Origin of the sequence: Pseudomonas amygdali (assembly GCF_002699855.1) — a bacterium.
Classification (GTDB): domain Bacteria; phylum Pseudomonadota; class Gammaproteobacteria; order Pseudomonadales; family Pseudomonadaceae; genus Aquipseudomonas; species Aquipseudomonas amygdali.
Map to the genome: position 1 here is coordinate 39,248 of NZ_LKBW01000101.1, position 21,085 is coordinate 60,332.

Genomic DNA, 21,085 nt, shown 5'->3' on the forward strand with positions numbered 1-21,085 from the left:
CTTTAACCGGTATCGCCTGAAAACAGGCGATACCGGTTTCGTGCACTCAGACGGTTTTGGCAATCCGTGCTGCCATCAATGCCCAGCCGAACAGCAGCAGGCAGACAATTGCCAGTGGCCATGAGCGCCAGCGCAGGTAAGGCGTGAGTTCGTGCATCGGTACCACTTCGCCGTACAACACGCCGCGTTCGAACTGCGGAATCTGTACCGTAATCCTGCCAAACGGGTCGATCAGCGCGGTCACGCCGTTGTTGGTGGCACGGATCATCCAGCGGCCCGCTTCAAGGGCGCGCATCTGAGCCATCTGCAAGTGTTGCAGCGGACCGATCGAGGTACCGAACCAAGTGTCATTGCTGACCGTCAGCAACAGGTCGCTTTGCGCCGACAGGCCTGCGGCGAACTCTGGATAAACCACTTCGTAGCAGATGAACGGCGCGATGTGATAATCCTTGGCCTGCAACAGCGCCTGGTCGTTCGGGCCGCGGGCGAAGTCCGACATCGGCAGGTCGAAGAAGGAAATCAACCCGCGCAACAGGTCCTGCAGCGGCACGTATTCACCGAACGGCACGAGCTTTTGCTTGTAGTAGGTGCCATCGCCTTGGCCGGTAACCGTGATGCCGTTGTAATAGCGATACTCGCCGCGCCCGGTCGGCTCACGCACTGGCACGCCGGTGATCAGCGCTGCGCCGCGGTCCGAAGCGAACTTGCCCATGATCGCCAGGTAGCCTTCTGCGCTTTCCTTGAGCACCGGCACGGCGGTTTCCGGCCAGACGATCAGGTCAGCCTGCTGTGAACGGAAGGTCATGTCCCGGTACAGTGCGAGCTGATCATTGAGCTTTTGCGGGTCCCACTTCATGCTTTGTTCAATGTTGCCCTGCATCGCCGCGACTTTCAGCGGCGGGCCGGACGGTGATGTCCAGGCATGGTCCTTGAGTGCCAGGCCTGCGATCCAGGGTGCCAGCAACAGCACCACACCCGTCGCCAGGAACGATTTGCGTGCCCGCAAGCGGTGCAGGTTGCACAACAGTGCGGCAGTCAGGCCCAGCGAGAACGAGATTAGCCATACACCACCGACCGGGGCGAGCCCGGCAAGTGGTCCGTCAAGCTGGCTGTAACCGGAATAAAGCCACGGGAAGCCGGTAAGGAACCAGCCGCGAAATGCCTCCTGCCACAGCCATAGTGCTGCAAACGCCAGTGCATCGGCCAGCGGCGCTTCGTTGCGCCGTAGCCAGCGCGCCCAGACCCAGGCGGGCAGGGCGAAAAACAGGGCAATGGCAGCGATGAACAGCAGCATCAACAGCCCGGCCAGCAGTACCGAAGCACCACCGTAGGTATGGATGCTGACGTAGATCCAACTGGTGCCCGCGCCGTACAGGCCAAAGCCGTAACACCAGCCACGAGCCAGCGCCTGGCGCGGATTCAGCTCGCGCAGCCCCAGATAGAAGAGGGCCACCGACACCAGCACCAGCGGCCAGAAGTCGAAGGGCGCCAGGGCCAGGGTCGTGAGCCCGCCAGCCGCCAGGGCCAGCAGGTTACCGGGCCAGCCGGGGCGGGTTATCCAGCGCATGTAGATTCCTTAAAACAGCATCAAGTGGTTACGGACGTGAAATGGGAGTCACGCGCAGCAAATGAATGCGACGGCTGTCAGCGCTCAGGATGCGGAAACGATACGCACCGATTTCAGTGATTTCGTTGCGCTTGGGCAGATGGCCGAAGGCATTCATCACCAGACCGCCCACGGTGTCGAACTCGTCATCGGAGAACGCACTGTCGAAGAATTCGTTGAAATTCTCGACCGGCGTGAGGGCCTTGACCAGAAAGTCACCGCTGGGCAGTGGCTTGATATAGCTGTCTTCCTCGACGTCATGCTCATCTTCGATATCGCCGACGATCTGTTCCAGCACGTCTTCGATAGTCACCAAACCTGCCACACCACCGTATTCGTCAATGACGATGGCCATGTGATTGTGGTTGGCGCGAAACTCGCGCAACAGCACGTTGAGGCGCTTGGATTCGGGCACGAACGTAGCGGGACGCAGCAGCTTCTTGACGTCGTCGCTGTCGCCGTCGGCTTTAAGGATCAGAGGCAGCAGATCCTTGGCCAGCAGCACACCGAGCACGTCATCGTGGCTCTCGCCGATCACCGGGTAGCGCGAGTGCGCAGCATCGATGACCGCAGGCAGGAACTCACGGGGTGTCTGGGTCGCCTTGATGCTGATCATCTGCGAGCGCGGCACCATGATGTCGCGCACTTGCAGGTCAGCCACTTGAATGGCGCCCTCGACGATGGCCAGCGCTTCGCTGTCCAGCAGTTTGTTCTGGTGGGCTTCGCGCAGCAGCTCAAGCAGCTCCTGGCGGTTTTTCGGCTCATGGACAAAGGCCTGGGTCAGTTTACCCAACCATGACTTTTGCCCGTTGCTCGATCGGTCTTCGCTCATAGCCCTTACTCGTGGTCCTTGCTTGGTGTGTCTGAATGGGGGTGGTCGGCACTTTCATCTTCTGCGTAAGGGTCGGGGTAGCCCAGCTCCTCAAGCAACGTTCGTTCCAGTGCTTCCATTTCTTCGGCTTCTTCATCATCGATGTGGTCGTAACCCAGCAGATGAAGGCAGCCATGAATGACCATGTGTGCCCAGTGCGCGTAAACGGACTTGCCTTGTTCAGCGGCTTCGCGGTTGACCACCGGGACGCAGATGACCAGGTCGCCCAGCAACGGGATGTCCAGCATGTCGTCCGGAACATCCGCCGGGAATGAAAGCACGTTTGTAGCGTAATTTTTATGTCGCCAGGTGTGATTGAGCTCGCGCCCTTCGTTTTCGTCGACGAGGCGGATGGTCAGCTCGGAATCGGCACTGCGCTGACGCAAGCCCATTTCACACCAGAGGCGGAATCGGGCTTCGTCGGGGGCGCTTGTTTCGCTTGCAATCTGCAGGTCCAGCTCAAGCATCGCGGTTCTTGTCCCGTGGGTAACTGTTGTTGCCCGACGAACCGTCGCTGAGCTGATCATCGAAACGCTCATAGGCCTCGACAATGCGCTGCACCAGCGGGTGGCGAACCACATCCTTGGGTTTGAAATGCGTGAAGCTGATGCCCGGCACGTCCTTGAGCACATCAATGACATGCGTCAGCCCCGACCGGGTGCCCTTGGGCAGGTCGACCTGGGTGATGTCGCCGGTGATTACGGCGGTGGAGCCGAAGCCGATACGGGTCAGGAACATCTTCATCTGCTCGACAGTGGTGTTCTGACTCTCGTCGAGAATGATGAAGCTGTTATTAAGGGTGCGTCCGCGCATGTAAGCCAGCGGTGCCACTTCAATGACCTGCTTCTCGATCAGCTTGGCGACGTATTCGAAACCGAGCATCTCGTACAGCGCGTCATACAGCGGGCGCAGGTACGGGTCGATCTTCTGGGCCAGATCGCCGGGCAAGAAGCCCAGTTTCTCGCCCGCTTCGACCGCCGGGCGCACCAGCAGGATGCGACGAATCTGCTCGCGTTCCAGAGCATCCACCGCGCAGGCAACCGCCAGGTACGTCTTGCCGGTACCCGCAGGGCCGATGCCGAAGTTGATGTCGTTGCTGAGGACTTCCTTGACGTAACGCTGCTGATTCAGGCCGCGCGGGCGAATCATGCCCTTTTTGGTGCGCAGCGAGACGCCGACTTCGGCGGCAGGGTGGTTGTCGAGGCCGTCCACACCTGATTCCTGAAGGAACAGGTGGACCATGTCCGGCGTTAGCTCGGTACCTTTGGTTTCCCGGTACAGGCGGCGCAGAAGATTCTCGGCGGAGTGATTTTGTTTTGAGTCGCCAATGAGCTCGAATTGATTGCCGCGATTGCGGATCTCGATGTCCAGGCGTTGCTCGATCAGGCGCAAGTGCTCGTCGAGTTGCCCGCACAGGTTGGCGAAACGATGGGCCTCGAAAGGCTCGAGGGTGAAGCGATGAGGTTCTATGGGTGCGTTCAAGGTCGTTTAATGGCCGTCCGGCGGCAATTGAGATGTATTGAAGAATACCCCTGGCGCTGGTTGTGTGAAAGCTTTGCCGTGTTAAAGGCCGCGCCAGGGATTCACCGTGCTCAATGGTAGGGACCGCGCAGAACCGAATTCATTCGGCGATTCGTTTCTGCGGCGACATTCAAGGTTTACTGTAGCAGCGAGCCACGCAGAGAGTGAGGCTGCGCATCATCAATGTGTACGTCGGCAAACTGCCCGATCAGTTTCGGGTTGTTGCAGCGAAAATTCACAATCCGGTTGTTCTCGGTGCGGCCCTGCAGTTCGCCAGGGTCTTTCTTCGAATAGTCGGTTACCAGAATGCGCTGGATGCTGCCCACCATCTGCCGGCTGATCTCGAAACCCTGCTGGTTCAGGCGGTGTTGCAGCGCTGCCAGGCGCTCTTTCTTGAGCGCTTCTGGCGTATCGTCTTTCAGATCTGCGGCAGGCGTACCCGGGCGCGGGCTGTAGACGAACGAGAACGAGAAGTCGAAACCCACGTCTTCAATCAGCTTCATGGTGTTGTCGAAGTCTTTTTCTGTCTCGCCGGGGAAGCCAACGATGAAGTCGGAACTGATGCTGATGCCCGGCACGGCCGCCCTGAGCTTGCGCAAGCGGGACTTGTATTCCAGCGTGGTGTGGTTGCGCTTCATGGCCGCCAGAATGCGGTCGGAACCCGACTGCACCGGCAAGTGCAGGTGTTTGACCAGCTCCGGCACTTCCGCGTGGGCCTGGATAAGGCTGTCGGAAAACTCCAGCGGGTGTGAGGTGGTGTAGCGAATACGGTCGATGCCATCGACCGCGGCAACCACGCGGATCAGGTCCGCCAGGTCTGCAACCCGGCCGTCGTGCGTGGTGCCGCGATAGCCGTTGACGTTCTGCCCCAGCAGGGTGACTTCACGCACGCCGTTTTCGGCGAGGTGGATGACTTCGCTCAGCACATCGTCAAACGGCCGGCTGACTTCCTCGCCACGGGTATAGGGCACCACGCAGAACGTGCAGTATTTGCTGCAGCCTTCCATCACCGATACATAAGCGCTCGGGCCATCGACGCGCGGCTCGGGCAAGTGGTCGAATTTTTCGATTTCCGGGAACGAGACGTCGACCTGCGGCAAGCGGGTGATACGCGCTGCGTCGATCATTTCCGGCAGGCGATGTAAGGTCTGGGGGCCGAACACCACGTCCACATAGGGCGCGCGATCACGAATGGCTGCGCCTTCCTGGCTGGCTACGCAGCCACCGACAGCGATCACCATCTCGGGATTGGCCAGCTTCAATTCACGCCAGCGGCCAAGCTGGGAGTACACCCGGTCCTGGGCGCGCTCGCGAATCGAGCAGGTATTGAGCAGGATCACGTCGGCGTCTTCCGCGCGAGCGGTGACTTCCAGGGCCTGATGTTCGCCCAGCAGATCGACCATGCGCGAGCTGTCGTACTCGTTCATCTGGCAACCGTGGGTTTCGATATAAAGCTTCTTGGCCATGCGTGATCATCAACCGTATCAGTGAACCGAGCATTATAAGGATGAAGGGCGCGGGTTCCTAGCGTTGGCTGTCCGATGGACATGCTATAGTCCGTGCCCCTTTTTCATCTCCGATCGTTACCCGCCCGTTATGACCAAACGCGAAGCTCCAATCTACAAGGTGATTTTCCTCAACCAGGGACAGGTGTTCGAGATGTACGCCAAGCAGATCTATCAAAGTGATCTGTGGGGCTTTCTGGAAGTTGAAGAATTCGTTTTCGGCGAACGCACGACGGTTGTGGTGGACCCGAGCGAAGAGAAGCTCAAGGCTCAGTTCGAAGGCGTGGTGCGCAGTTTCGTACCAATGCATTCGATTGTGCGCATCGACGAAGTCGAGCGCATGGGCGTGCCGAAGATCAGCGAAGCGCGCGGCAGCAGCAACGTAATGCCGTTTCCCATGCCGATGCCGGAAAAGTAAGTCTGAATCGCAAGTGCCCTGAGCTATTGCTGGTCAGGGCAGCGGAGAGAAGGGGCTGCGCCCTTCGGCGGTTTGCAGTTCAAGCAGGTATTTGCGGAAGATCTGCCCCAGTACCTGGGTGGCAACTTCCAGTTCGTCGCGCTGCATCTTTGCCGATACCTCGTCGGCGGCATCCAGCGCCTCTTCCGAGCCATTGACTGCGGCCATCTTCAGCACGATATACGCCTGAATGTTATTGGCCTGCACCCCTTCACCATGGCTGAACATCAAGCCCAGTTGATACTGCGCCTGGGCATGGCCCTGCAATGAGGCCTGCTCGAAGTAATTCAGCGCCTGCGGCAAATCGCGAGGTGCATTTCTGCCCTCGTAATAGAACTCACCCAACTCGTACTGCGCCTGCGCATCCCCACCCTTGGCGGCCTGCTGGCACGCTTCAAGCGCAGCGGGCAGGTTCTCTGGCTGGGTATTGAGGGTGCAACGACCCATCGCCGGGATTAACAACGAGTTGCCGCCAGCAGTCGCCAGCAGGGGATAGACAAGCAACAGGCAGCCCAATACAAGGGTGCGGCCGGTGCGGTTCATGGGAGTCGACTTACCTCTGAAAAAGGTGCGGGCATGCCCGACCAGCTAAACGTGCTGGCTGCGCATTATGAAATAAGCAGAGCCAACCTTACAAAGTCTTTACGGATTTTCTGCTGCACGGCGTTGAAAACGCCCTTCTTTAGGGGGGCATTACCTGAAACAACACTTCCAGTGACCTGTGTTTGCAGCATCCGCACTGCATTGTAGAAGCAAAATACGTACTTAGCGTTCCGTTTCATTCACAGGCATCACTCGCGCCGGTTCAATGACACCCGGCGCGGGTGAGTCTGACGAGCTTATTTCAGCGCAGCAAACGCTTTTTCCGCGGCATCGAGTGTCAGTTTCAACTCGGCATCGCCGTGGGCGATGGAGGTGAAGCCGGCTTCGAATGCGCTCGGCGCGAGGTACACGCCGCCCTCCAGCATCAAGTGGAAGAAACGTTTGAAACGCTCGGCATCGCTGGTCATCACGTCTTCAAACGTTACGATTTCACGCGCTTCACTGAAGTACAGGCCGAACATGCCACCCGCCTGGGTTGTCACGAACGCAATACCTGCTGCATCGGCGCGCTGTTGCAGGCCTTCAAGCAGGCGACGGGTGTAGTCGCTCAATTCATCGTGAAAGCCCGGGCGGCTGATCAGGCGCAGGGTAGTCAGGCCAGCGGCCATCGCCAACGGGTTACCCGACAGGGTGCCCGCCTGATAGACCGGACCAAGCGGTGCGATGTGCGACATGATTTCGCGTTTGCCGCCAAAGCAGCCGACCGGCATACCGCCACCGATGATCTTGCCGAAGGTGCTCAGGTCGGGCGTCACGCCGTAGTAAGCCTGTGCGCCACCGAGGGCTACGCGGAAACCGGTCATCACTTCATCGAAAATCAGCACCACGCCGTGCTCGTCGCACAGGTCGCGCAGACCTTGCAGGTAGCCAGGCGCAGGCGGCACGCAGTTCATGTTGCCAGCAACGGGCTCGACGATGATGCACGCCACTTCCTGACCCACTTCAGCCAACAGGTCACGCACGGCGTCGAGGTTGTTGAAGGGCACGGTCAGGGTGTGTTTCGCAAACGCTGCCGGTACGCCAGGCGAACTGGGTACGCCCAGGGTAAGGGCACCGGAGCCGGCCTTGACCAGCAGGCTGTCGGAGTGACCGTGGTAGCAGCCCTCGAACTTGATGATGCTGTCGCGGCCGGTAAAGCCTCGGGCCAGACGGATCGCGCTCATGGTCGCTTCAGTGCCGGAGCTGACCATGCGAACCATTTCCATGGACGGTACCAGTTCGCAGACCAGATCGGCCATTTCGGTTTCCATGGCCGTCGGTGCACCGTAAGACAGGCCGTGCTCCAGCTGGCTGCGCACGGCATCGAGCACTTCCGGGTGGCTATGGCCAAGAATCATCGGCCCCCAGGAGCCCACGTAATCAACATAGCGTTTGTCGTCTTCGTCAGTCACGTAAGCGCCCGCAGCATGTTTGAAGAACAGCGGCGTGCCACCCACGCTTTTGAAAGCACGAACCGGCGAATTGACGCCACCGGGGATGTGTTTTTGGGCGTTGGCGAACAGTGTTTCGGAACGGGACATGATTGGGTCTCTGCTTTGAAACGGGGAATTCGTGTCTACGCTGGGGTCAGCCGAGGCGGGCAGCTTCAGGATGGGCTGCTTTATTGGGTGGCATGAGCCAGAGAAGGCGCAGGAACGCGCACTATATCAAATGAAGGAGGATCCACGTACTCGTGGGAGCGAGCTTGCTCGCGAAGGGGGCAGTGCAGACCCCGAAAACAGAGCATTTTGAACCATCGCCTTCGCGAGCAATGCGGATCGCCGCCCCGGTCACTCCCACAGCAATTCTGCTCTACAACAACGCCATGAAGGCTTTTGCCCTGCGCGTCACTTCCTGGGTGTTTTCAGCGCCGAACAGGCCGTGTACCACGGCGAGCAGGTCTGCTCCATGTTCGACCAGTTGCGGGGCGTTTTCCAGGGTGATGCCGCCGATCACGGCAATCGGCAAGTGAACCCTGGCACGCACCTGAGCAATCAGGTCCAGCGGTACTGCGGGTGCGCCGGGCTTGGTCAGGGAGTTGAAGAACCTGCCAAATGCTACGTACGTCGCGCCATCAGCCTTTGCCTGCTCGGCCAGTTCCAGGCTGCCGTGACAGGTGGCACCGACAATCGCCTTGTGCCCCAGCAGGGCACGCGCATCCGGCAACGAGCCGTCGGTCTGGCCCAAATGCACACCCACGCCCAGACGCGCCGCCAGTTCGGCGTCATCGTTGATGATAAGTCGCGTCTTGTAGCGCTCGCAGAGTTTGAGCAGCTCGGTCGCTTCGCGCAGACGGCGGGACTCGTCACTGGTCTTGTCGCGGTATTGCAGCAGCGTCACGCCGCCATCCAGCGCAGCTTCGACGTACGAGAGAAATTTGCCGGACAGCAACTGACTGTCGGTAATGGCATACAGGCCACGTAGTTTCATGAATCGAGCCTCATGGCGATGTGTTACGAGCAAAAATCCAGCGGCAACCGACGAGGCACAAATTGCCCGCGGCCCAGCTGTTCGGCGTCCCTGAGCGTACGCCAGGTGTAGTCCAGCGCCGATCTTACCGCGCTGACCAGTTCTTCTCCCTGAGCAATACGCCCGGCCAGTGCGCTGGCCAGTGTGCAGCCTGAACCGTGGTAGCTGCCGGGTAGACGTTCGCAAATGAAAGTGTGGGTCTGGCCGCCACGCACATAGAGACGATTATGGATTTGCTGTTCGTCACCATGACCGCCAGTGATTAACAGGTATTCACAAAACAGCAGTAGCTTGTCGGCGCACTCGTCCGCAGTACCCTCAGGCAGCTCGGCAAGAATGCGTGCTTCCGGAAGATTGGGGGTCGCGATGGTCGATAATGGCAGCAGCCGTTCGCGCATGGCGTAGCCAACTTCGTCCTTGCCCAGCCGTCCGCCGCCACCAGCGCGCAGCACCGGGTCGCAGACCATTGGCAAATGCGGGTGAGCGAGAAGCAGGTCGACGACCGTGTCGACCATCTCCAGCGAACCGAGCATTCCCAGCTTGACGGCGGCTACGTTCGAATCGTTGAGGACGGCATTGGCCTGGGCCATGACCCATTCGCGATCGAGCACGCGAAAATCACTGACATCTACAGTGTCTTGCACGGTGAGCGCAGTAATCGCCGGAGCGGCGTGACAGCCTTGGGCGAGCAGGGCTTCTATATCGGCCTGCATACCGGCACCGCCACTAGGGTCGTGGCCGGAGAGGCAAAGGACAACGGGGCGGGAGCTATAGATATTCATGGTGCGCGAGCTTATCACTAAACCTTTCGCGGGCCGCTCGGGGTGCCAGGTTTTTCTTGCTGGTGATGGTCCGTCGGCGACTGTCGCAGATTCGACAAACCTGCAAAAAATACTCATGTTTGGCCTGAAATAGCCGATGTAGAGCTATTGCCTTGATTTTTATCGCGATACTGTCTTTACGCTATTAGCGGCTATGCTTGTGTGGTCAGACCGATTACCGACGGTTTGCATCGTTTTTTATACCGATGCCAGCCAGGTCATCCCTACGTTCAATGGTCTGTTTGAATCATTAGCCTGTTTCAAGGACAGAAAATTGCGGGACGTCGTAATCAATGGATGGATTGAACGCGACGACCTACCTTGGGGCTTCAATGCGCTATCTGTTGATCATTCTGGCTCTTTGGCTGCCGTTGCAGAGTCATGCAGTCGAGTTTGATGAAAACACTCGTTTTCTGCCGTTGGGTCGTGCCATTCAGGTATTCGAAGACCCGACCGGCGATGCGACCATTGAAAGCGTCAGCGCCGCCGCTCACGCCGGTGCCTTTCAGTCCGTGCCTGCCGGAACCTTCAACGCCGGGTATTCGCGTTCCGCCTTCTGGCTGAAAGTCGAGCTGACCTATCGCCCGATAGAAGCCAGCATCCATAACGACTGGTTGCTGGAACTGGCCTATCCGCCAATGGACCACGTTGATTTCTATGTCCCGGATGCCGACGGGAATCCCGGGCGGGTCTGGCAGACCGGCGACATGTTGCCGTTCTCCAGCCGTCAGTTCGCTCAGAACAACTACCTTTTCCAGCTGGACCTGCCAGCGGGTCAGACGCGAACCCTGTATATGCGCATACGCAGCGAAGGGTCGGTTCAGGCTCCGCTCAATCTCTGGTCTACTCACGCCTACCTCGAGGCGCAGCCCACCAAGGTTTACGTCTTCGGGCTGATCTACGGCTTGCTGCTGGGCATGCTGGTCTACAACCTGTTCATCTACCTCAGCGTCCGTGAGGTGGATTACCTGTACTACCTGCTGTACGTCGCCTCGTTCGGGCTTTACCAGATGTCGATCAACGGGGTTGCCATTGAATACCTGTGGCCTGACAGCCCCTGGTGGGCAAATGCGTCGACGCCCTTTCTGATGGCGCTGGCCACGCTGTTCGCGTGCCAGTTTTCGCGCAGCTTTCTGGGTACGGCACAGTTGGCGCGCTGGCTGGACCGCTTGCTGCTGATAGTCATCGGCGCTGCTGTGCTGGTGATGGGCATGGCCTTGTTCCTGGGCTACGGGCCAGCCCTGCGCGGGGCCACTCAACTGGTCATGACAGGGGCTGTGACGATCTACCTGGCGGGCATTGTCGCCATCATGAAAGGCGAGCGGGTAGGGCGCTATTTTGTGCTGGCCTGGTCTGTCTTCATGGTCAGCGGGTTGATCTTCGGGCTGATGCTGCTGGGCTATTTGCCCAACACCTTCCTGACCATGTACGCCTCGCACATCGGCACGGTGCTGGAAATGGCATTCCTTTCCATGGCGCTTGCCGACCGTATCAACCATGCCCGGTGCCTGCAGGCGCGAACGCTGCTGGCGGCAGGTCAGGATCTGGAGCGTCTCAATCAGCAACTGGCCAACAGCAACCGGCTGAAAGATGAGTTCCTTGCCACGCTTACCCATGAGCTGCGCACGCCGATGAACGGTGTGATCGGGTCGCTGGAAGTGATGCAGACACTCGATATGGATGACGAGCTGGAGATGTATCAGCAAACGGCTGCCAGTTCCGCGCGGGACATGATGAGTATGATCAACGGCATTCTGACCCTCACCGAACTTCAAGCCGGTGTGCTGTATGCCGACTGCAATGCCTTTTCGCCCGAAGACCTCGCCGACAGGCTACGCAATCGCTTCCTGGGCGCCGCTCAGTCCAAGGGGCTGATTTTGACGCTCGATCTGGACGATAAGCTGCCGCCGTGCCTGCGTGGCGACATCGGCAAGCTCTACCAGTGCATTGAGTGCCTGGTGGACAACGCGATCAAATTCACCCGTAAGGGCGCGGTGCAAGTGCGCTTCAGCGGGCACCCGCAGGATCTTGAGCGCATGCACCTGCGGGTTGAAGTGATGGACAGCGGCATCGGTTTCAGCCGACTGGACGAAGCCCAACTGTATCAACACTTCTTTCAGGTCGACGGCTCCATGACCCGCGAATACGGCGGGCTGGGCATCGGTCTGGCGATTTGCCGGAAACTGGTCGAGTTGCAGGGTGGCGAGCTGAGTCATCGTTCCGAGCCAGGCAAGGGCAGTTGCTTTACCTTGAACGTCCCGATGCTGATGGCCGTACCGGGCGCGGTGCGCAGAGCCCCAGAACTCAAGGCCCAGTGGGGTATATAAAGCGTCATTTGATACGCGCATCAGGTAAAAGCGCCGAGATTTCGGCGGCTACGGCACTTTTGCAAGTGTCGGGCGCGTGATTCACTGTCTGCATGTTGCGCGTGCACACAGGCAGGAGATGACTCATGAACCTGAATCAATTCGCCGAAACCCACGAAGTCACCAATCAACCGCCACCGCTGGACGGGGCGAACCTCTACCGTATCGACGTGCCGCTTCAGGAGTGGAGCAGCCGCTTCGGTGCGGGCTGGGCGCAACCGCGTATCGACGCTTACGGTGCGCTGGCAGGCGGCCCGCTGATGGAGGCTGGCTTTCTGGCCAATCAGAACAAGCCTGCATTCGCCAGCCATGACCGTTACGGGCACCACATCGATCTGATCGAATTTCACCCGGCGTACCATCAGTTGATGAGCACGGCCATCGAGCATGGCATCCCGTCGTTGCCATGGACCGATCCGCAACCCGGTGCTCATGTGGCGCGCGCTGCCATGAGCTATCTGCATACGCAGGCAGAACCGGGCAGCGGCTGCCCGCTGACCATGACGTTCGCCAGTGTTCCTGCGCTCAGGCTGCAACCGGATCTGGCTGAAATATGGCTGCCCAAGGTGCTGTCGACTGAGTACGACTCACGTAACGTGGGCATTGCGCACAAGCGTGGCGCAACCATCGGCATGGCCATGACCGAAAAACAGGGCGGCACCGACGTGCGCGCCAATACCACGCGCGCGTTCCCGGTAGGCGCGGGTGGCCCCGGCCAGGCTTATGAGCTGGTCGGACACAAGTGGTTCTGCTCGGCACCGATGTGCGACGCGTTTCTGACCCTGGCGCAGACCGATAAGGGCCTCAGCTGTTTTCTGCTGCCGCGCCACCGACCGGACGACACCCGCAACGAGTTCTATATCCAGCGCCTGAAAAACAAGCTCGGCAACTGGTCCAACGCATCGAGCGAAGTCGAGTTTCGCGGCGCGTTGGCGTGGATGATCGGTGAGGAAGGGCGCGGCGTACCGACCATCATTGAAATGGTCGCCATGACCCGTTTCGACTGCATGATTGGCTCCAGCGCCTTGATGCGTCAGGCGCTGACGCAGGCCGCGCATCATTGCGCGTATCGTGCGGTCAGCGGCCGGCTGCTGGCCGAGCAACCGTTGATGCAGAACGTTCTGGCGGACCTGGCGCTGGAAAGCGAGGCTGCGCTGGCCCTGACCCTGCGCATGGGCCGTGCGCTGGACCATCTCGATGATGATCACGAAAAACGCTTTGTCCGTCTGGTCACGGCAGTGGGTAAATACTGGATCTGCAAGCGGGCTCCGGCCATGATCAACGAAGCCGCCGAATGCCTGGGCGGTGCCGGTTATGTTGAGGACAGCATTCTGCCCCGGCTTTACCGCGAAGCCCCGGTCAACTCCACGTGGGAAGGCTCGGGCAATGTGCAATGCCTGGATGTGCTGCGAACCCTGTCCAAAGAACCAGGCGCGCTCGATGCGCTGTTCGACGAACTGGGCGACGGGCACGGCGATCGGCATCTGGCGGCGCATATAGCTGCATTGAAAGGTGCGTTTCAGGACACGAGCGATATTCAGTACCGCGCCCGCCAACTGACCGAGAACATTGCCGTCGCCTTGCAGGGCAAGCTATTGCTGGAAGCGGGCAATGCCGCTGTCAGCGACGGCTTTATCGCGGGGCGAATAGCCTCTGGCGGGCGGGTGTATGGCACATTGCCGCGTGGTGTCGATGTCGAAACATTGCTGCTCAGGTCCTCGCCACAGGTGGCATGAGCACGCGAACCCGTTACGATGCACGTCTGCAAGATCAGACAGGACATGAATCGTGACCCAAGCCTTTGTTGTTGTCGACACCGCCGAGCAGGCCGTAGAGCGGCTCGCCGAGCTGCATGAGCGCGCGACCAGCGCGCTGAGCCAGGCGCTCAAGCGCTATTTGAAAGACCGCGTCGAGCCCACTGCCGAGGAGCGAGCGCAATTCAGCTACCCGGAACTGCGCCTGGTCTACCAATGCAAGGGCGAAGTGCCGGTAACCACTCGTGCCTACGCCAAGGTGCAGCTGCCGGGTACTTACAGCGTTACCGTCACGCAGCCCAAGGCCTTCAAGAAGTACCTGCTCGAACAACTTGTCCCGCTGATGAAAGATTTCACCGTGACGGTTGAAGTCGGCATGAGCGAGCAGAGCATTCCTTATCCTTACGTGGTCGAGCAGGGCGATGAGCTGGCCGGCACTGATGTTACCGCAGCGGCGCTGGCGCGGGTATTCCCCAGCACCGACCTGTCGGCTGCCACCGATGGTATTGCCGACGGCCTTTATGACTGGGCCAATGTCGACCCGCTGCCATTGGCGCTGTTCGACGCTGCACGGGTGGATTTCTCGTTGCGCCGTCTGGTGCATTACACCGGCAGCGACTGGCGTCATGTGCAGCCGTGGATTCTGCTGACCAACTACCACCGCTATGTCGACCAGTTCATCCTGCACGGGCTGGAAAAACTCCGCGAAGACCCGCGTTTCGTGCGCATGGTCCTGCCGGGCAACGTTGTAGTCGACAAGAGCATGGGCCAGGAAGAAGCCCAGGCCATCGTCGCCAGCGTGGTCTGGCATCGCTATCAGATGCCGGCCTACCACCTGATCGCCGAAGACGGTCATGGCGTGACCCTGGTCAACATCGGCGTCGGCCCGTCCAACGCCAAGAACATCACCGATCACCTGGCAGTACTGCGTCCGCATTGTTGGCTGATGATCGGTCACTGCGGTGGCCTGCGTCAGTCGCAGACTATCGGCGACTACGTGTTGGCGCACGCCTACATGCGTCGCGACGGTATTCTTGACCGTGTACTGCCGCCGCATATCCCGATTCCGGCGCTTGCCGAAGTGCAACTGGCCTTGCAGGAGTCGGCGGCGCAGATCACCGGCGAACGCGGCGAAGAGCTCAAGAAGCGCCTGCGCACCGGCACGGTGTTGACCTATGACGACCGTAACTGGGAGCTGCGCTGGGCTCAGGAACGTCCATTGATCAACCTGTCGCGTGCCGTGGCGGTCGACATGGAAAGTGGCACCATCGCCGCTCAGGGTTATCGCCTGCGGGTGCCTTACGGCACGTTGCTGTGCGTATCCGACAAGCCGTTGCACAGTGAAATCAAGCTGCCGGGTTCGGCCAATGCGTTCTACGAACGTGCGGTCAGCCAGCACCTGAAGATCGGTATCGCCGCGCTGGACCTGCTGCGCACCGAGCTGAACTCGCTGCACTCGCGCAAACTGCGCAGCTTCGACGAGCCGCCATTCCGTTAATAGCATTCCGTTAATAGATTGGTATTTGCACGAAGGGCCACTAAAGTGGCCCTTTCTGTTTTTTGATTGCCTAATTCCCATGTCCCGCACCCAACGCCCCGTTTCCCGCCGTCCTGCCTCCAACCCGGCAGGCGCTGCCCGGCGTGTCGCCAAAGCGCCACCGGCCGAGCCGAAGCTGTTCCTCTTCAACAAGCCATTCGATGTGCTGACTCAATTCAGTGACGAAGGAGGGCGCGCCACGCTCAAGGACTTCATCAAGATCCCCGGCATTTATCCGGCCGGACGACTGGATCGCGACAGTGAAGGCTTGTTGCTGCTGACCAACGACGGCCAGTTGCAGGCGCGCATCGCCGACCCGAAACACAAACTGGCCAAGACCTACTGGGTGCAGGTCGAGGGTGAGCCGACCGATGAGCAGTTGCAGCAGTTGCGCGACGGTGTCCAGCTCAACGACGGCCCGACCTTGCCCGCCGAGGCGCGGCAGCTCGATGAACCGCAACTGTGGCCGCGCAACCCGCCTGTGCGCTTTCGTAAGAGCGTGCCGACCAGCTGGCTGGAACTGGTGATCAAGGAAGGGCGTAATCGGCAGGTGCGGCGCATGACTGCTGCCGTCGGGTTGCCGACCCTGCGGCTGGTGCGGGTCAGAATTGGCGACTGGACGCTGGATGGGCTGGATCAGGGCCAATACCGGGAAGTCGCCGCAAAGCTGTGAGGTCGAGCGGGCTTAGTTGCGCAAGTGAGTCAGCGGCATTTCGGTGCTGGCCAGCACCTGATTGAGCACAAAGCTGGACTTGACGCTGGTCACGCCCTCGATCCGCGTCAGATGGCCCAGTAGCAGTTTCTGGTAGTGATCCATGTCCGGCACCACCACTTTCAGTTGGTAGTCTGCGTCCATGCCGGTCACCAGGCTGCATTCCAGAACCTGAGGCAGGTTACGGATTTGCTGCTCGAAATTCTCGAATCGCTCGGGCGTATGCCGGTCCATGCCGATCAGCACGTAGGCGGTGAGGTTCAGGCCAAGTTTCTTGCGATCCAGCAGGGCCACCTGGCGCACGATGTAACCGTCGTCCTCCAGTTGCTTGACCCGTCGCGAGCAGGGTGAGGGTGACAGACCGATGCGTTCGGCCAATTCCTGGTTGGATATGCGTGCGTCACGTTGCAATTCAGCCAAAATGCTCAGGTCGTATCTGTCGAGCTTGCTCACGATGCACCCCTTTATCAATTCAATTGCGCTGGATTATTCATCTGAAGTCAAAAATTGCGCAAGTAATGTTTTAATCCGCAATATTAGCAATCCTCTGCCTTAGCCTCAGGCCTATTCTTTTAACCAGAATCACTGCCCGGACACAGCGTCCAGCGCGACTCGCCGAATCAGGCCAGTCGCGGCCTCCCACCCAACAGGGTGTGCCAGGCCCCCGGGCTACATACTGTCCAGAAGACGGCATGAGGTGAGCCAACGTCAAAAGCGTTGCGCCAGGGCGAAGTATCTCAAGGGGGCCATTTGGTCCCCTTTTCTTTGTCTGCTGATAAAGTGCGCAGAACGGCGCTACGCTTAAACAGTCTTAATGACGTCAACCCGCGCTCTAGTGAGGAAAGCATGAAATCTGGCATCTGGCAGTTTGCGGGTGTAAGTCTGTTGTGTCTGAGCATCAGCGCTCAGGCATTGGCCGACGAACGTGATGATTCGCCGCGCAATCAGTTGTACAACAGCTCTGGCGAAAACGGGCAGCAGCGTCAGCAACAACAGCAGCGCTTCCAGGAACAGAATAATCAGCAGCGTCAGATCCAACAGCAGCAGAATCAGCAGCGCCAGGTCGAGCGTCAGCAGCAACAACAGATCAACCAGCAGCAGATCAATCAGCAACGCCAGATTCAGGAACAGCAGAACCAGCAGCGTCAGGTTGAGCGCCAGCAACAGCAGCAGATCCAGCAACAGCAGATCCAGCAGCGCAACGTCGAGCGTCAGCAGCAACAGCAGATCGATCAGCAACAACGTGATCAGCAGCGTCAGATTCAGCAGCAGCAAAACCAGCAGCGCCAGCAGTTGCGCCAAAGCCAGAACAATCTGCCGATCCAGGGTGGTCCTGGAGAGGTGTGGCAAACCCAGCAGCCGCGTCAGGGCTACTATCAGGACATCCCGCGTGGCAACAACCGCAACTGGCAGGCCGGTAACGGCCGCCCCAATGATCATTGGGAAGGGCGTCCCGACGGGCGTGGCAATGGCTGGGGGCCAGGCCCGCAATATCGGCCTGGCTATGCGATAGATCGCGTACCGGGTGGCTACTCGCGTATTCCCTATCGTGGTCAGGACTATTACTACTCGGGTGGTTACTGGTATCGCCCGCAAGGCCCGCGTTATGTCGTGGTGACACCGCCTTACGGGGTACGTGTCAGCAGACTACCGTCCTACTCGCAGGAAGTGTGGATCGGCAGCAGTCTGCTGTTTCTGGCAGCCGGTACTTATTATGCCTACCAGCCTGACAGTCAGGACTACGTAGTGGTCAACCCGCCGCAGAACGAGGCGGTGTATCAGGCCCCTGCTGGACAGCAGGTCAATGGCTACGACCCGGTTGCCTACCCTGCCAATGGCCAGAGTCCGCAACAGGTCGAACTGGATCACTATCAGTGCTATTTGCAGGCCGCGCAGCAGAGCGGCTTCGACCCGGCCAATGTCAGCGGCCAGCCGCCGCCGGATCTGGTCGATGCCTATCGTCGCTCGATGGGCGACTGTCTGGCAGGGCGTGGCTACAACGTCAGCGCCAATTGACGCTGATCAGACATTGGCTTGCTTGACGACTTCCTGAGGGTCGGCGTGCACCAGCACTTCGGCCTTCGGGAATTGCTCGTGAATAGCATCGGCGACCTTGTCGCAGAGCGCAAGGGCGACCGACAGGGTCAGTGTGCCCGGCAACTCCAGATGTAGCTGCACAAACCAGTGATTGCCGGATATCCGTGTACGCAGATCATGCGCCCCAAGCACGCCCGGCACGTCGCACGCCAGCGCCAGCATGCGCGTGCTGACATCGGCGGGCAATTCTTCATCCATCAACACCGACACTGTCTCGCGGGCGATCTGCAAAGCGCTCCACAAGATGTACAGCGCGATGCCCAGACCAAAATACGCGTCCAGCTGTTGCCAGCCGAAATAGGCAAGGGTCAGCGCCACCAGAATACTGGCGTTCAGCAGCAAGTCGGAACGGTAGTGCAGCGAGTCGGCACGGATGGCCGCCGAACCTGTCGCCTTGATCACCCGGTATTGCAAGGTGAGCAGTGCCAGCGTCAGGGCGATGGAAATAACCATCACCACCATACCCAACAGCGGCGCGCCCAGCGGTTCCGGGTTCTGGATGCGTTCGACCGCCTGAACAGCGATCAGCACGCCACTGACGGTGATGAACAGCGCCTGCGCCATACCCGACAGCGCTTCCGCCTTGCCATGACCATAGCGATGATCCTCATCGGCTGGGCGCAACGCGTAATGCACTGCCAGCAGATTGAGGAACGAGGCCGCGCCATCAAGCAACGAATCGGTAAGGCCGGCCAACAGGCTCACTGAACCACTGAGCCACCAGGCAACGCCCTTGGCCAGGATCAGCGTCACGGCAACCGCCAGCGAGGCCCGCGTCGCCAGACGCAGCAGTCGGGAATGTTCGGCAGTGGTGCTCATGACGCTTCCTTGAACCGTATCGATATCAGGCTGCCGGGACCAGGCCCAAGGCTGCCAGTTGTTCCACGCTGCCTTTGTGCTGAATCAGGCGTGGGTCGTTCAGTGGCAGGGAACGGCCCAGCTCGGTTTCAATGATGGCTTGCAGCTTGGTGTTGTCGACGCTGCCGTCAGCCTTGATCGCCTTTTGCAGCTTCTGCGGATCGATCTCGCCGGGTGCGTAATAGATCGCGCCCGTCGCGAAGTCCACTGCAAACGCAATCACCCCGGGAACGATATAGAACAGCAGCGCAAAAGCATCCAGCGCCGCAATGGCCGGGTCAACCTTGCCATCAATCTGACCGCGACGGTCAGGATAGAAAATACTGCCGCAGGCAGAAATCTGAGTCAGCAACGTGGCGACCAGAACACCACCGATCAAGCGAGAAGGAATGCGCATGGAAAGCTCCTGAGATGAAGAGGGCAACTATACAAGGCAATGGCTGCAAGGCTAAGACTATTGAGTGATGGCGTGGTTCTGCGGTTGATGAATGTTGATTTCGTGCTGCAGCTCTGCGTTACCACGCGTAGTAACGGTCATCATATTGGCTTGAGCCACGTTTCCCGGCGTCATGGGGACTTGTGTATGAATATGAGCTAGGTGGCATGGGAACGAGAGGTGTCCGGGAGAGCGCCTTTCGTCGTGCCAAGGCTCGGCATCCGCAAGCAACCCATACTGTATAAGGACGCAGGTTGCCGGGTTTTTATCTCAAATATTTTAACCGGTGTATCTTCGGTACGACCGTAAGTAGGCATTGAGCTAAACGTCATTTCCTCTAGCGTCTGGCAATTCCATACCTTCATTCTGGTCGCTTCGTACAGAATTCCCAGTGTCAGAGGCGTTTTGGCGCGCCTGTCTTTGGCTCGGAACAGCATAAAAATATCTGTACCTTCCGGTTTGAAGTATCGACAGTGGTCGTAATCGCCCTGACCCACATTGAAGTGATCAAAGAAGTCCTCCATGAAATGTCATCATTCCGTTTGGTAACATCTACCAAGCGATTTTCCGATCAGCTGCTGGATAAGCACTTCTTGGAATGCCGCTTACACTCTGCTTATTCGTTGCTGCCGATAATGCTCTCAGCTTGACCTGGCTCCGGTGAGTCTCGCCACTTTATACAGTCGCCGAGTGTGGCAGGTACTCGATCGTGGATCTTTATCCATGCATGTAATCCAGGTTCGATCCACTTGATGACTTCAGATACATCTCTATGCAGTTCATAGAGCGGTTGCCACAAAAGCGGCTCATGGTGGAAGCAACGGTTCCGCAGGTCACGTCCCTTGTTCAGGCGAGTGCGAATGTTGTCGGGTTGTCGCATGCTTTTAGGGCAGAAATAGAAAACCCGCACTAGCGGTTTTGACAGGTTGATGATGGTCGCCCGGTTGAATAGAGACGTCCAGAAGCCGAAGCTTAGCTCGGCTACGATGTTGTCTGGCGTAAGCTCAACCCTTCGATTACGAAGCTCATTCTTGGCCTCTGAAATCTTGTCATAAAGTTTCTGGAAATTTGCATTGCCAGTACCATTCCATTCTTCGTACCAGTCATCCCGGCCGTACTCCAAGGCCATTTCTTTCTGAATTCCGTTACGCACAGCTACCTCAAGAACATGAAAAACTGAAACGAGAGACTCGGTAATTTTCATATTGTGGACGTAAGCCTCTGCGGCTCGGTCCTTGTCTCGGTTGCCGTTCAGGTAGCGGGACATCCTTGGCGTAGAAAGCTTCGCCTCCAGCGTTTGCCAAACCATAGCGACTCACTGCTCCTGAGTGTAATGATGGCCGGTACGCATTCCTTGGGCCAAAACCGAAAGGGTACACGTCAAGGATTTCTCTTAGAAGCCCATAGCTGTATCTGGATGGCTTTATGAACCGCCCCGGGTTTCTCGGAGACTCCAACCTTTGAGAGGATGGAGCGATGAAAAAACTACCGAA

20 protein-coding genes and 1 pseudogene are annotated in these 21,085 nt (G+C 58.9%); 6 read left to right on the plus strand and 15 right to left on the minus strand.

The features are described 5' to 3' along the window. Window positions 1-46: 46 nt before the first annotated feature. From lnt to miaB, 5 genes are all read right to left on the minus strand, one after another. Window positions 47-1,567 (minus strand): apolipoprotein N-acyltransferase, encoded by a 1,521-nt coding sequence (lnt, locus tag AO277_RS09450; RefSeq protein ID WP_044318445.1) that lies wholly within the window; start codon window positions 1,565-1,567, stop codon window positions 47-49. Window positions 1,568-1,595: 28 nt separating this feature from the next. Beyond that, window positions 1,596-2,438 (minus strand): CorC family transporter, encoded by an 843-nt coding sequence (locus tag AO277_RS09455; protein ID WP_002555318.1) that lies wholly within the window; start codon window positions 2,436-2,438, stop codon window positions 1,596-1,598. 5 nt (window positions 2,439-2,443) lie between these two features. Beyond that, on the minus strand, window positions 2,444-2,944 hold the full coding sequence (gene ybeY / locus AO277_RS09460; RefSeq protein WP_044318444.1) for an rRNA maturation RNase YbeY: 501 nt from the start codon (window positions 2,942-2,944) through the stop codon (window positions 2,444-2,446). Further along, a complete protein-coding gene (locus AO277_RS09465) occupies window positions 2,937-3,959 on the minus strand; it encodes a PhoH family protein (RefSeq protein ID WP_004666280.1) in 1,023 nt (340 codons plus the stop codon). The genes ybeY and AO277_RS09465 overlap by 8 nt, the downstream gene beginning before the upstream one ends. A 176-nt stretch (window positions 3,960-4,135) precedes the next feature. Further along, window positions 4,136-5,464: a tRNA (N6-isopentenyl adenosine(37)-C2)-methylthiotransferase MiaB gene (miaB, locus tag AO277_RS09470; RefSeq protein ID WP_005732197.1), complete on the minus strand. Its 1,329-nt coding sequence runs from the start codon at window positions 5,462-5,464 to the stop codon at window positions 4,136-4,138. A gap of 130 nt (window positions 5,465-5,594) precedes the next feature. Here miaB and AO277_RS09475 point away from each other — a divergent pair, with 130 nt between their 5' ends. Beyond that, window positions 5,595-5,921, plus strand: coding sequence for a DUF1820 family protein (locus AO277_RS09475; RefSeq protein WP_002555314.1), 327 nt, complete (start codon window positions 5,595-5,597; stop codon window positions 5,919-5,921). Window positions 5,922-5,954: 33 nt separating this feature from the next. On the opposite strand, the gene AO277_RS09480 is transcribed toward AO277_RS09475, so the two are convergent. The 4 genes from AO277_RS09480 to AO277_RS09495 form a co-directional block, all read right to left on the minus strand. After that, window positions 5,955-6,503 (minus strand): tetratricopeptide repeat protein, encoded by a 549-nt coding sequence (locus AO277_RS09480; protein ID WP_044318443.1) that lies wholly within the window; start codon window positions 6,501-6,503, stop codon window positions 5,955-5,957. 296 nt (window positions 6,504-6,799) lie between these two features. Continuing rightward, a complete protein-coding gene (gene hemL, locus AO277_RS09485; protein WP_044318442.1) occupies window positions 6,800-8,083 on the minus strand; it encodes a glutamate-1-semialdehyde 2,1-aminomutase in 1,284 nt (427 codons plus the stop codon). A gap of 271 nt (window positions 8,084-8,354) precedes the next feature. Continuing rightward, window positions 8,355-8,972 (minus strand): thiamine phosphate synthase, encoded by a 618-nt coding sequence (gene thiE, locus AO277_RS09490; RefSeq protein WP_044318441.1) that lies wholly within the window; start codon window positions 8,970-8,972, stop codon window positions 8,355-8,357. A gap of 23 nt (window positions 8,973-8,995) precedes the next feature. Further along, complete coding sequence (locus AO277_RS09495; RefSeq protein WP_010193235.1) at window positions 8,996-9,793, minus strand: hydroxymethylpyrimidine/phosphomethylpyrimidine kinase; 798 nt, start codon at window positions 9,791-9,793, stop codon at window positions 8,996-8,998. Between the two features lie 371 nt (window positions 9,794-10,164). On the opposite strand from AO277_RS09495, the gene AO277_RS09500 reads away from it, so the two are divergent. From AO277_RS09500 to AO277_RS09515, 4 genes are all read left to right on the plus strand, one after another. Further along, a complete protein-coding gene (locus tag AO277_RS09500; protein ID WP_044318440.1) occupies window positions 10,165-12,159 on the plus strand; it encodes a sensor histidine kinase in 1,995 nt (664 codons plus the stop codon). Between the two features lie 125 nt (window positions 12,160-12,284). Beyond that, window positions 12,285-13,934 carry an acyl-CoA dehydrogenase family protein gene (locus AO277_RS09505; protein ID WP_044318439.1) on the plus strand — a complete coding sequence of 550 codons (1,650 nt, stop codon included), beginning with the start codon at window positions 12,285-12,287 and terminating at the stop codon, window positions 13,932-13,934. Between the two features lie 52 nt (window positions 13,935-13,986). Beyond that, a complete protein-coding gene (gene amn / locus AO277_RS09510) occupies window positions 13,987-15,450 on the plus strand; it encodes an AMP nucleosidase (protein WP_044318438.1) in 1,464 nt (487 codons plus the stop codon). A 79-nt stretch (window positions 15,451-15,529) separates the two neighbouring features. Further along, window positions 15,530-16,162, plus strand: coding sequence for a pseudouridine synthase (locus AO277_RS09515; RefSeq protein ID WP_005732205.1), 633 nt, complete (start codon window positions 15,530-15,532; stop codon window positions 16,160-16,162). Window positions 16,163-16,174: 12 nt separating this feature from the next. Here AO277_RS09515 and AO277_RS09520 read toward each other — a convergent pair whose 3' ends face one another. Both AO277_RS09520 and AO277_RS29410 read right to left on the minus strand, forming a co-directional pair. Further along, entirely contained in the window at window positions 16,175-16,654 is a 480-nt protein-coding gene (locus tag AO277_RS09520; RefSeq protein WP_002555305.1) for an Lrp/AsnC family transcriptional regulator, read from the minus strand. A gap of 348 nt (window positions 16,655-17,002) precedes the next feature. After that, on the minus strand, window positions 17,003-17,551 hold the full coding sequence (locus tag AO277_RS29410; protein ID WP_371411876.1) for a hypothetical protein: 549 nt from the start codon (window positions 17,549-17,551) through the stop codon (window positions 17,003-17,005). On the opposite strand from AO277_RS29410, the gene AO277_RS29415 reads away from it, so the two are divergent. Then, window positions 17,543-18,217 carry a DUF6515 family protein gene (locus AO277_RS29415; protein ID WP_306599905.1) on the plus strand — a complete coding sequence of 225 codons (675 nt, stop codon included), beginning with the start codon at window positions 17,543-17,545 and terminating at the stop codon, window positions 18,215-18,217. The genes AO277_RS29410 and AO277_RS29415 overlap by 9 nt on opposite strands. A gap of 6 nt (window positions 18,218-18,223) precedes the next feature. Here AO277_RS29415 and AO277_RS09530 read toward each other — a convergent pair whose 3' ends face one another. From AO277_RS09530 to AO277_RS09545, 4 genes and pseudogenes are all read right to left on the minus strand, one after another. Next, entirely contained in the window at window positions 18,224-19,117 is an 894-nt protein-coding gene (locus AO277_RS09530; RefSeq protein WP_044318437.1) for a cation diffusion facilitator family transporter, read from the minus strand. Between the two features lie 25 nt (window positions 19,118-19,142). Continuing rightward, window positions 19,143-19,553 carry a periplasmic Zn2+ metallochaperone PmcY gene (gene pmcY / locus AO277_RS09535; protein ID WP_044318436.1) on the minus strand — a complete coding sequence of 137 codons (411 nt, stop codon included), beginning with the start codon at window positions 19,551-19,553 and terminating at the stop codon, window positions 19,143-19,145. Between the two features lie 296 nt (window positions 19,554-19,849). Then, a pseudogene (locus tag AO277_RS09540) lies at window positions 19,850-20,119 on the minus strand (DUF1493 family protein); the annotation flags it as partial. An 89-nt stretch (window positions 20,120-20,208) separates the two neighbouring features. Beyond that, on the minus strand, window positions 20,209-20,901 hold the full coding sequence (locus tag AO277_RS09545) for an Abi family protein (protein ID WP_044318435.1): 693 nt from the start codon (window positions 20,899-20,901) through the stop codon (window positions 20,209-20,211). Window positions 20,902-21,085 lie beyond the last annotated feature (184 nt).